The organism is Collinsella aerofaciens ATCC 25986 (genome assembly GCF_964237925.1).
GTDB lineage: Bacteria > Actinomycetota > Coriobacteriia > Coriobacteriales > Coriobacteriaceae > Collinsella > Collinsella aerofaciens_BJ.
Window position 1 is genome coordinate 1 of the sequence record NZ_CAXSKI010000012.1, and the last position, 12,009, is coordinate 12,009.

At 63.2% G+C, this 12,009-nt stretch carries 8 protein-coding genes; 2 read left to right on the top strand and 6 right to left on the bottom strand.

Annotated elements, in window-relative coordinates:
• Nucleotides 1-235 precede the first annotated feature (235 nt).
• Nucleotides 236-2,383 (top strand): Tex family protein, encoded by a 2,148-nt coding sequence (locus ACESWY_RS06755; protein WP_373093478.1) that lies wholly within the window; start codon nucleotides 236-238, stop codon nucleotides 2,381-2,383.
• Between the two features lie 380 nt (nucleotides 2,384-2,763).
• Here ACESWY_RS06755 and ACESWY_RS06760 read toward each other — a convergent pair whose 3' ends face one another.
• A complete protein-coding gene (locus tag ACESWY_RS06760; protein WP_055286284.1) occupies nucleotides 2,764-3,468 on the bottom strand; it encodes a transaldolase in 705 nt (234 codons plus the stop codon).
• A gap of 193 nt (nucleotides 3,469-3,661) precedes the next feature.
• Nucleotides 3,662-4,489 (bottom strand): HAD-IIB family hydrolase, encoded by an 828-nt coding sequence (locus tag ACESWY_RS06765; protein ID WP_055286282.1) that lies wholly within the window; start codon nucleotides 4,487-4,489, stop codon nucleotides 3,662-3,664.
• Between the two features lie 75 nt (nucleotides 4,490-4,564).
• Here ACESWY_RS06765 and rlmKL point away from each other — a divergent pair, with 75 nt between their 5' ends.
• Nucleotides 4,565-7,132, top strand: a complete 2,568-nt coding sequence (gene rlmKL, locus ACESWY_RS06770; RefSeq protein ID WP_373093481.1) for a bifunctional 23S rRNA (guanine(2069)-N(7))-methyltransferase RlmK/23S rRNA (guanine(2445)-N(2))-methyltransferase RlmL — start codon at nucleotides 4,565-4,567, stop codon at nucleotides 7,130-7,132.
• A 95-nt stretch (nucleotides 7,133-7,227) separates the two neighbouring features.
• Here rlmKL and ACESWY_RS06775 read toward each other — a convergent pair whose 3' ends face one another.
• From ACESWY_RS06775 to ACESWY_RS06790, 4 genes are all read right to left on the bottom strand, one after another.
• Nucleotides 7,228-7,941 (bottom strand): response regulator, encoded by a 714-nt coding sequence (locus ACESWY_RS06775; RefSeq protein WP_138113523.1) that lies wholly within the window; start codon nucleotides 7,939-7,941, stop codon nucleotides 7,228-7,230.
• A 4-nt stretch (nucleotides 7,942-7,945) separates the two neighbouring features.
• Complete coding sequence (locus ACESWY_RS06780; protein ID WP_373093482.1) at nucleotides 7,946-9,571, bottom strand: ATP-binding protein; 1,626 nt, start codon at nucleotides 9,569-9,571, stop codon at nucleotides 7,946-7,948.
• A 111-nt stretch (nucleotides 9,572-9,682) separates the two neighbouring features.
• Entirely contained in the window at nucleotides 9,683-9,877 is a 195-nt protein-coding gene (locus ACESWY_RS06785; RefSeq protein ID WP_195544510.1) for a hypothetical protein, read from the bottom strand.
• Nucleotides 9,878-9,946: 69 nt separating this feature from the next.
• Nucleotides 9,947-11,974: a KUP/HAK/KT family potassium transporter gene (locus ACESWY_RS06790; protein WP_368135510.1), complete on the bottom strand. Its 2,028-nt coding sequence runs from the start codon at nucleotides 11,972-11,974 to the stop codon at nucleotides 9,947-9,949.
• Nucleotides 11,975-12,009 lie beyond the last annotated feature (35 nt).

Genomic DNA, 12,009 nt, shown 5'->3' on the forward strand with positions numbered 1-12,009 from the left:
CGACGCGGAAATCGCGCGCCGTTGCCGCGCCCCGCAGTGCCCGCTTCCCCCGAGAACAATTATCAGTGCAGGTAGACGGCTTGCGTATTTTCGGAAAACCGGGGGATGGTCGACCCATACGGGTTAAACGTAGTAGATAGGTCATTTTCGTGGCACGGCCCAAAACAGTCTTTTGGGACGGGTGGTATCCTTGGTAGCTCTGTGCTGCAAACGCACCTTTACCGCAAGGAGTTTCATGGATCTTATCGCCCAGCTCGCCCGCGAGCTCAACCTTAAGGCCGCCAACGTCGAGGCGGCCGTCAAGCTCATCGACGAGGGCAACACCATCCCCTTTATCTCGCGCTACCGCAAGGAAGCCACGGGCGGCATGGACGACGTCGCCCTGCGCGCACTCGACGAGCGCCTGTCCTACCTGCGCAATCTTGAGCAGCGTAAAGAGGACGTCGTTCTGCTCATCGACGCCCAGGGCAAACTCACGCCCGAACTCGAGCAGCAGATTCGAGAGGCCACGCAGCTCCAGCGTGTCGAGGACCTCTACAAGCCCTACCGCAAAAAGCGCATGACCCGCGCACAGAAGGCCCGCGAGGCAGGCCTGGAGCCGCTTGCCAACATGATCATCATGCAGGCCTCGGCCAAGGGCAGCGCGCTCGACACCGCCGCGGCCTACGTCAACGAGGAAGCCGGCTTCGACACGCCCGAGAAGGCGCTCGCCGGCGCGGCGGACATCGTGGCTGAGACGGTGGCCGAAGACCCCGAGAACGTCGCCGACCTGCGCGCCTTTACGCAAAACACCGCCGACATCGTCGTCGAGGCCACCGACCCCGCCGAAAAGACTCCCTACGAGCCCTACTACAACTATGATGAGCCGCTGCGCCGTATACCCAACCACCGCGTGCTGGCTATCGACCGCGGCGAGCGCGAGGGCAAGCTCCGCGTGCGCGTGAACGTCGACGGCGCCGCCGCCACGGCACGCCTCGGCAGCCGTTGGCCCCGACGCCAGGGCGTCTTCGCGCCCGTCTTTGACGCCGCCATCGCCGACGGCTACAAGCGCCTCATGGCCCCCTCGCTGGAGCGCGAGGCCCGCGCCAAACTCACCGTCCGTGCGCAGACCGAGGCCATCAATGTCTTTGCCAAGAATCTCGAGGGCCTGCTCTCGGCGCGCCCTGTGCGCGGCGCCCGCGTGCTCGCGCTCGATCCGGGCTACCGCACCGGCTGCAAGGTCGCCGTCATGGACGAGACCGGCAAGCTACTCGACCACGGCGTGGTCTACCCCACCAAGCCGCGCCACGACGTCGCCGGCACCAAGCGCGAGCTCGCCCGCCTCGTCAAAAAGGACGGCGTCAACACCATCGTCATCGGCAACGGCACCGCCAGCCGCGAGACCGAGGAAGTCGTCTCGGAGTTCATTGCCGAGCAGGCGCCTGGGCTGCGATACACCATTGTTAACGAGGCCGGCGCGTCGGTGTACTCCGCCTCCGAGCTCGCGAGCCAGGAGTATCCCGACCTGGACGTCACCGTGCGCGGCGCCATGAGCCTGGGCCGCCGCCTGCAGGACCCACTGGCAGAGCTCGTCAAGATTCCGCCCCAGTCCATCGGCGTGGGCCAGTACCAGCACGACCTTGACCAGGCCGAGCTCTCGCGCACCCTGGGCCACGTGGTGGAGGACGTCGTCAACCGCGTGGGCGTCGACGTCAACACCGCGAGCGCGAGCCTGCTGGGATACGTTTCGGGCATCACGCCGAGCGTGGCCAAGAACATCGTGGCTTTCCGCGAGGAAAACGGCGCCTTCACCGATCGCCGCCAGCTCAAGAAGGTCCCCAAGCTGGGACCCAAGGCATATCTCAACGCTGCAGGCTTTTTGCGAATTAGCGGCGGTAAGAACCCGCTCGACGCAACGAGCGTCCACCCCGAAAGCTACGAGGTGGCCACGTCCGTCTTGGAACGCGCCGGCGTTAAAGCCAGCGAGCTCAGCCGCGGCGGCGTGCCCGACATCGAGCGCCGTCTGGGCAGCATCTCAACGCTGGCTAGCGATCTGAACTGCGGCACCCTCACGCTCATCGACATTGTCAACGAGCTCAAGAAGCCCGGCCGCGACCCGCGCGATGACGCGCCCGAGGTGGTCTTTAGCCGCTCGGCGCTTTCCATCGACGACCTGGAGCCCGGCATGGAGCTCAAGGGCACGGTGCGCAACGTCGTCGACTTTGGCGCCTTCGTCGACGTGGGAGTGCACCAGGACGGCCTCGTACATATCTCTAAGCTGGCCAACCGCTTTGTCAACCACCCCAGCGACGTCGTGCGCGTCGGTGACACGGTCAAGGTGTGGGTCGAAAAGGTCGATCGCGACCGCAAGAAGATCTCGCTCACCATGGTGCAGGGCAAGTAAACCGCCAAAGCAAAGGTACCCCCTGTAGCGATGTGCAAAATCGCGAGTATTCTGCAAATTCCACCGTTCCGGATGCCCCTCAGAGACGAAAAAGCAAAAAACAGCCCCCGTTTTAGCGTCGTCAGAGCCAAAACGGGGGCCGTTCCGTGCTTTATCTAGCTGGTAAAGCCTTTACCTTGCTGAATACTCTCAATTTTGCACGGCGCAGGCGGGGGTACCTTTGCCCACGGCAGGATATGGAAGCCAAGCGCCAACTTGCTGGCAAGCTCGTGTCGGCAGCCCCGGCCTTTCCTTTGCCTAGCGCGACCCTCGCGAAGCGCGTGAGCGATAGGGAAAGGAAAGGCCGGGGCGAGCAGCCCGCGGCGTAGCCAGTGTTCGCGTTACGGCAGAATATGGAAGCCCAAAGCGGCGATATCCTTGGCAAAGCCGCGGACGGTGTCGAGCGAGACCTCGTACGGGTCGCGACCGATGTTCTTGCGCTTGGCCAGGATGCTGTTGGGCACCGTGATGATCTGGCAACCGCAGGCTTCTGCCTGGTAAATGTTAATGAGCTCGCGCGTGGACGCCCACAGGACCTCGCAGTTGGGCTTTGCGGCGGCCTTCTTGACCGACTCCGTCATAAACGGAATGGGGTCGACGCCGGTATCGGCGATGCGGCCGGCAAAGAGCGAGATGATGGACGGCGTCTCGGTGTCAACGGCCTCGACCATCTCATCGACCTGCGTAGGCGTAAAGATGGTAGTGACGTTGACCTTGATGCCGTCGGCGGAAAGCTTGCGGACCAGCTCGGCGGTGGACTCGCCCTTGGTGGTCACGCACGGAATCTTGACGTAGACGTTCTCGGCCCAGGTAGCGATCTCGCGGGCCTCGACCTCCATGGTCTCGACGTCGTCGGCAAAGACCTCAAACGAGACGGACACATCGGTGATGTGGGCCAGGACCTCCTTGGCAAACGCGCGGTAATCCGTCACGCCGCCCTTCTTCATAAGGGACGGGTTGGTCGTGAAACCCTGAACGTTGCCGTTCTCGTACATGTCGAGCATGCCCTCGAGGTTTGCACCGTCAGCGAACACCTTGATTGCCATCTGCCTGATTCCTTTCGCTTGCACACGGGCGTTAAACTGCTAAACACTTTACCTACGTTTATCAAGGCGTGAGCTGCGGTTTTTTATCTTCTCGGCGAACGGTATAAACACCTCAGTGTTTGGATTGATAAATCGATTGAGCATGCAAAAGCAAAGAGTCGCAGTTTGAGCAAACGTCAGAACGCGGGATTCATTAGATGAGGCCGAAATGCTGCATCGCTGTGACGGTACCGTCGTGTGCGACATCGTCGGTCACGTAGTCGGCGACCGCCTTGACCTCGGGCATGGCATTACCCATGGCCACGGCCGTCTCGACGGCGGCGAGCATGCCCAGGTCGTTGCCCGAATCGCCAAAGCCAAAGGTGCGCGCATTTCCCTCGCGGCCCAGATACGTCAGCGCTCGCGCCACGCCCACGCCCTTGTTGATGCCCTTGGGGCTCAGCTCGCGATTCTGGCCACCGGTGTTGCACAGCTCAAACTCGCGATCGATAAAGCCGTCATCATTGGCTACGCGAGCCAAACTGGGCACATTGAGGCATACCTTGCCCACGCGCAGACTGCCGTCGACGCGCATCTCCTCGGCGCTGTGCACCACAGAAGTGCCGATCAGAGACGACTGCTCAACACCCGCAGGTTCCAAGGCAAAAGTAGCCACGTTGGTCTCGAAAAAGGCCTCAATCCCTGCCGCGGCCATACGGCGTGCAAGCTCCTCGATAACGTGCTCGTCAAAGCAGTCCTCATGCACCACGCGGCCCTCGACCTCGAGCGTCGCTCCCGCCATGGCAACGACGCCCGCGGGGTCGAGCGCGCGCAGGCCATCGGCGATCAGCCACAAGGGACGACCCGTGCAGATAAATGCCTGGTGACCCGCATTGCGCAGGCGATGAAACGCCTCGACGACCGCCTGCGAGGGGCGAACCGCCGAAAAGTCCTTGTCGGTCATGTTGTCGGGATCGAACGACGTCAGCGTGCCGTCCACGTCAAAAAAGAGCACAGCGGGTTCGGGACACGCATCAATCATATGGGTTCCTTTCGAGGATAAGGGCAAACGAAGCATCCATCATATAATGGAGCGACGCAACCAGAGAGGTCACCCATGGAATTTTACGCAAGCTGCCCCGAGGGCTTTGAGTCCGCACTCGCCGATGAGCTTAAACGCCTCGGGCTTTCGCATGTTCGCCGGCTGAAGGGCCGCGCTACATTTGAGGGCGAGCTCGAAGAAGGCTACCGCGCCTGTCTGTGGTCGCGCCTGGCGAGCCGTGTGTTCGTGGTACTCGGGCGCTTTGAGGCGCAGGATACCGATGAACTGTACGATAGCGTTTACGACATCGCCTGGGAGAGCATCGTCCGCCCCGGCGCCACCATCGCCATCACCGCCCGCGGCGTGACCGAGCAGCTGCGCAACACGCGCTTCTCGGCCCTGCGCGCCAAAGACGCGCTGTGCGACCGCCTGGCCGAGACCACGGGACGTCGTGCCGACGTCGATGCCGCCGACCCCGATGTTCACCTACTGCTTTCGCTGCGTCAGCGTCGCGCGAGCATCAGCCTGGACCTTTCGGGCGACCCGCTGTTCAAACGCCTGCCGCCCGCAGCGGCCCGCGCCAGCGAGGGCGCGCACGTGCTGCGCCCCGACTACGCCGCCCTGGTGCTGGCGCAAGTCAGCTGGACCGCGCTATGCGAGCGCGAGCTGACGGCCGATGATTACGAGAACGAAGCTCTGCCCACGCTGATCGACGCCTCGTGCGCCGGCGGCGGCCTGCTGCTGGAGGCCGTGAATATCCTGACTGACCGCGCCCCGGGCGCCGCACGCGAGCGCTGGGGCTTTGAGGGCTGGCAGCTGCACGACGCCGCCCTGTGGGAGCAGCTGCTTGCCGAGGCGCGCTCGCGCGAGGCGGCAGCGCGCGAGCGCCAGGCGCGCATCGTGGCCGCAGACATCGACCCCGCCGCCCGCAAGACTGCCGAGCGCATGGTCAAGAGCGCTGGCCACAAGCGCTTTGTCGATTTCTGCGCCGCCAAGTCCGCCACCGTACTGGACCACGCGGGCGCCGTCGCCGGTGCCGCCGTGGTCGCGGATACGACCGAGACACCGCTTTCGCTCATGCACGACGCCATGACGCTGGTCGGTGAGCTGCGCCGCGCGCCCGAGCTTGCCGCGGCACCGGTCGCCGCGCTCACCCGCGACGGATTGCTGGCCCGCGCGCTCCACGCCGAGCCCGAGCGCTCGATTGCCGTCATGCCCAACAACGAGGAAGCAGCTATTGAGGTCTGGCCTTCGCTCGACCATGCCGCCGCAGCGTTTGAGGCTGCGACCAGCGCGGATACCGAGGCCGAGGTTACGGATGCCAACGAAACCAACGATGAAGCCGCCGCTTCCGCCATGCCCGAACCTGCTGCCACGCTCGACCTGGGCGACGGCAAGCCGCTGCCCGTGCTCATCCCCGAGTCGGAGCAGTTCGCCAACCGCCTGCGCAAGAATGCCCGTCTGCGTCGCAAGTGGGCAAAGCGCGAGGGCGTGAGCTGCTACCGCGTCTACGATGCCGACCTACCCGACTACTCCGCCGCCATCGACCTGTACGAAGGCTGCCCGCAGACGCCGGGCCGCTGGCTCGTCATCGCCGAATACGCCGCGCCCAAGACCATCGACCCCGCACTGGCCCAGGCCCGTATGCTCGACATTCTGGCCATCGCGCCGCGCATCCTTGATGTTCCGGCCGAGCACGTGCACGCCAAGGCCCGCATGCGTTCGCGCGGTGGCTCTCAGTACGGCAAGCAGGGTGCCGGCAAGGGCGCGTCGGGCGAGCGCGCCAATATCGCACGCCGTCGTCTGCCGCTCATCGAAGAGGGCGGCCTCACCTTTGCCGTCAACTTTGACGACTATCTGGATGTGGGCATCTTCCTGGACCACCGCGTCACCCGCAACCTGGTGCGCGAGCACGCCAAGCAGGCGCGCCGCTTCCTCAACCTGTTCGCCTACACCGGCACCGCCACCTGCTACGCAGCCGACGGCGGCGTCGAGGAGACCGTGACGGTCGACCTTTCCAACACCTACTTGGACTGGGCCGAGCGCAACATGCGCCAGAACGGCTTTGTGGGGCCGCAGCATCACTTTGTGCGCGACGACGTGCTCGCCTGGATTCGTGACCAGCGCCAGACGCGCAACCGCTGGGACCTGATCTTTGTCGACCCGCCCACGTTCTCGAACTCGTCCAAGATGGGCCGCCGCACCTGGGATGTCCAGCGCGACCATGTTGAGCTTTTGGCCGGCGTATCGCGCCTGCTCGCACAGGGCGGCCACGCCATCTTTAGCTGCAACCTGCGTGGCTTCCGCCCCGAGACGCGCAAGCTCGCGCGCGCGGGCGTCGTGCTGGAGAACATTACGGCGCAAACCATCCCAGAGGACTTCGCGCGCAACCAGAAGGTGCACCATTGCTATATCGTGCGCCGCCTGCCCATCGAGGACGCCATGGCCGAGGTCGGCTTTAGCGCCGAGGAGATTGCCGAGCGAACCGAGGAGCTGCGCAACCCCGAGGCGCGCAAGCCTCGCGCAACGGCGCCCGCGCACGCGCAGACCGGTGACCGAGGACCGCACTGCGACGACAAGCCTGCCTGCTCAGGCAAGCCCAAAAAGAAGAAGTTCTACGCCAGCAAGCCCAAGGACAAATAGACAAAGTTGCGGTGGAATACGGACTGTTTTGCCTGGAATTAGGCAAATTTAGACCGTATTTCACCGCAACTCATATTGGGATGGCGGATGCCGACCTATCCCTGGATGACCAATCGGTAACCAATACCCACGTGCGTCTGGATATAGCGCGGATGCGCGGGGTCGGACTCGATCTTCTTGCGCAGCGTGCCCATAAAGACGCGCAGGCTCGCCAGGTCGCTCTTAGTTGCCGTGCCCCAAATCTCGTGCAGGATAAACTGGTGCGTCAGTACCTTGTCGGCGTTATGCGCCAGCAGGCACAGGAGCTTATACTCGATCGGCGTCAGATGCAGTTCCTCGCCATCCATCGTGGCGATGCCGGCATCAAAATCGATATGCAGCTCACCGGTATCGAACGAGCCCTCGGAGACAACGCCGCCCGTCTGCGCATACGAAAGGCGCCTGAGCGTCGTGCGAATGCGCGCGAGCAGTTCCTCGACCGAAAACGGCTTGGTCAGGTAGTCGTCGGCACCGGCATCGAGCGCGCGGATTTTGTCCGCGTCCTCGCTGCGCGCCGAGACCACGATAATCGGCATGCCCGACCATGCGCGCACCGACTCCACCACCTTGACGCCGTCCATATCGGGCAGGCCCAGATCGAGCAGCACAATGCTCGGCGTCTGCGACGAGGCGGCGGCGATAGCGGCATGGGCGGTCTCCACAGCCATATGGCGCAAGCCGTGCGCCTCGAGCGCGGCAACAATAAGATTGCGGACGGCGGGGTCGTCCTCAACGACCAAGATGAGCGGTTTTACGGCAGAGTTCGGCACAGCGCTACTCCTTATCAAACGAAACGTCGGCGGCAGGAAGCTCAATCGTAAAGACCGAGCCGTGCGGGTCCGCCGCGGCAACCTCTATGCTACCGCCATGTGCCAACGCAATGGAACGGCAGAGCGAAAGACCCAGGCCAACGCTGCGGTGGCTGTCGGCCAGACCATGGTTGGCGGTATAGAACGACTCAAAGATCCGCTCGCGATCCTCGGGTGCGATGCCCGGACCATCATCGGCCACCGAGCACGCCACGCGTCCATCGTCGACGCTAATCGAAATCACGATATGCGAACCCGCGGGCGTATAGGTGATGGCGTTGTTCACCAGATTGACCACCAGCTGCACCATCAGGCGCGCATCGACGTTGACGAGCGCCGGCTCATCGCACGCCACCACCTTAAGGTCGTGCTCGCGCACGGCCGGATTTACGTGGCGCAGCGCCTCCTCGACGATATCGTCCATGAGCTCGAGCGTGGTCGACAGGCGCATACCGCCACCCTCGAGCTTGGTGATGGCGAGCAGATTCTCGACGGTGGCGTTGAGCCACAGCGCATCCGAGCGAATGGATAGAAGCAGGCCGCGGCGCGTCTGGGCATCGAGCACCGCGGTGCCGGTCGAGCCCTGGTCGAGCAGCACGTCGGCATTGCCCGAAATACTGGTGAGCGGCGTACGCAGATCGTGCGAGATGGAGCGCAGTAGGTTGGCGCGCAGCTGCTCGTTTTTTGCAAGCACCGCCGCCTCCTCGCGGGCCTCCATGGCGCGAGCGCGATCAAGTGCCAGCTCGCCTTCGCTCACGATGGCATCGGCAAGTGTTCGCTCCTCGTGCGTCAGCACGTCGGGCTCGGCAACGATAGCCAGCACGCCCACCACCGAGGCGGGGTCGCCCGAGCGCGCGAAGCCGTCGCCTGTGCGAACCGTCAGGTAGATGCCATAAAACGCCGAGCCGCCAAACGTGGCGTCGAGCGGCGTTCCCACATAGGCGGACGCCGAGAGCCGCGGCGGCATCTGCGGCGCCAGTTCGTGCACCGGTGCAGCATCGCCCACGGCCGTGTATGTCGAACGCGGCAGCAGGTCATCGCCCTCGGCGTCGGCGCTGTACCACACGACCGGACAGCCCGAAAGACGCGCCAGCTGCGTGGCCATGGCGTGAACGATCTGCTGCTCGTCGGCGCAGCGCTGCAGCATGCGGTTGGTCTCGAGCACCATATGCGTGCGACGGTCGCTGGCGGCAGCCTGCGCCAAGGCCCGGCGCAGGGCTAACGCAATCGAGCTCGATACAAGCGAGACCACAAACATGATGAAGAACATGCCGGGATAGCCGCGGTCGATAAGCGACAGCGAGTAGCGCGGGTCGACAAACAAGAAGTTGTAGAGCGCCACGGCGGCAGCCGAGCTCAGCAAGCAATACAGGCGACTCCAGGTAAAGAATGCGCACAGCTGCACGGCGAACACATAGACGATCATGATGCTCGGCGCGAGACCCGGATGGTCGAGCAGCGCGCCCACAATCGTCGCCGCCACCAACAGCCCCACCGACACGCAGGCGTCATACAGAGGAGTGCGGCGCGTCAGCGTTGTGCGCCGCCACCAAAAGCTATCGGCAATATCGCCGTCCGTACGGACGTCCATCAGCGCCCCGCCCCTCTCTCAAAAACAAAAACCACCACAAAGGGACAGGCACCTTTGTGGTGGTTTCCCTTGTGGTGGTTCCAAGTGTATAGCCTTTGCAACCGGCGGTCGCTAGACAAACAGCACGTGCGCGAGTAGGGCACACACGCACACTGCTCCAAATACCAGTGCCACAATCGAGATCACGCGGTCGGCCATATCCATGTTGGCCCGATTCGTAAAGAACCGATCTTCGGCGGCATCGGCGCGTGCCTCGCGCACCAGCTCGGTCGCAAGATCGCAACCGTCAAGCACCTTTGCATCCATGGTTTCCTCCCAGGACTCAATCCCCGTCAATACAAGCCCGCCCGTTCGCAGACAAACCTCGAGCGTCGACTACGGCCGCTCGTTGGGAGCCAGGCGCTGCATCTTGTTCACGGCCTTAAACTTGGTGAACAGCGGCACGTACTCAAAGCTCACGTTGGAGTTCTCCAGGCCGTACCAGCGTGCGGGCGTGCCGGCGGCGCGGCGGATGATGTACTTGAGCGTGATGGCCGTACGCTCGCTGGGCTCCACATCGCTTTCGGGCGCCAGAAGCTTACGGATCAGGACGAACTTGAACGTACCGATGTTACCCGGATCCTTGTAGACCGAGTAGTCATGCGTCTGCGGCGGCAGCTCGCCGGTGGCAGCCAGGTCCTGAACGACCTGACGCAGATAGGCATTGACGCGCTGGTTAATCTTGTAGCCCAGGTACAGATGCACGCGGAACACGTAGTCAGTGCCGAACGTCTCGACCGAATAGGCAAAGGTATGCGGCTCGTCCATGGTCTCGACATTCACGAACCACCAGGCGCGAGCGCGCTTGGGATGCTTGTCCAGAATCGAGTAGACGATATCACGGTCGATGTAGTCGGTATGGGTGTCCTTGGTCAGGTACACGATGTTGTCGCTCAGGCGCTCGTAGCGATCGTCATCGCGCAGGCGCTTGAGCTGCGGCAGGTAGCTGCGCAGCGGCAGCAGCGTAAACTGGCGCTGCTCAACAGCCGTACCGTTGTACCAGCACACCATAATGCCCATGATGAGTGCAGCCATGAGGATGGTGAAGTAGCCGCCGTGGAAGAACTTGGTGAGCGAGCTCACGAAGAAGAAGCCTTCGAGCAAAAGGAAGAAGGCTGCGAAGATCCACGGAGCAACCTTGAGCTTACGCTCCTCGTGCAGATAGAAGAAGAGCAGCAGCGTGGTGCACATCATAGTCAGCGTAATGGCAAGGCCGTAGGCGGCTTCCATATGCGCCGAGTTCTGGAACAGCAGCACCACAATGACGCAGCCGACAAGCATGACATTGTTGACCATGGGGATGTAGAGCTGGCCCTTGGTCTCGGCAGGGTAGAAGACCTGCATGTGCGGCATGAGGTCCAGACGGCTGGCCTCGGACACCAGCGAGAATGCACCGGTGATGAGCGCCTGCGAGGCAATGATGGCCGCGACGGTGGAAAGGCCGACGGCAAACGGGCGCAGGCCCGGGGCGAGCATCTGGTAGAACGGGTTGAGATCGGCAATGCCCATGAGCTCGGGGTTGGCAGCGTTGTTCATAAGCCAAGCGCCCTGGCCCATATAGGACAGCAGCAGGCAGCACTTAACGAACGGCCAGGTAGCGTAGATATTGCCGCGGCCGACGTGGCCCATGTCGGAGTAGAGCGCCTCGGCACCGGTGGTGGCGAGGAAGCAGCTGCCCAGAATCATGATGCCCGCGTGGTTGTTGGGGCTCAACAAAAAGGCGATGCCGCGGAGCGGGTTGAGGCACAGCAGCACGGCGGGGTGCTGTAAGACAAAGAACAGACCCGTGCCGCCCAGGAATAGGAACCACAGCGTCATGATGGGGCCAAAGGCGTGACCGATCTTGGCCGTACCGATGCGCTGTACCAAGAAGAGCACGATGATGATGGCGAGCGTAATGGCGACGACGCGGCCCTGGTCATCGCCCAGCACGGCATGAACCGCCGGGATAGTGCGCAGGCCCTCGATGGCCGTGGTAACGGTAACGGCCGGCGTCAGGATGCCGTCGGCGAGCAACGCGGCGCCACCCAGCATGGCGGGGATGATAAGCCACTTGCCGCAGCGCCTGACCAGGCTGTACAGGGCAAAGATGCCGCCCTCACCATGGTTATCGGCGCGCAGCGAGATGAGCACATACTTGATGGTGGTCAGCAACGTGACCGTCCACACGACAAGGGAGAGCGCGCCGAGCACGAACTCCTCCGTGACGCTTCCGATGCCGCCGTTGCCGGCAACGAGCGCCTTGGTTACATACATGGGGCTGGTGCCGATATCGCCGTACACCACGCCTAGCGTGACGAGCATCGCCGAGATGCTCACAGGAATCGCAGCGTGCGAGGCTGCCTCCTTGGCCTTTTGTTCCATAAGCCGGTTTCCTCCCAACTTTAATGTTCGAAGGG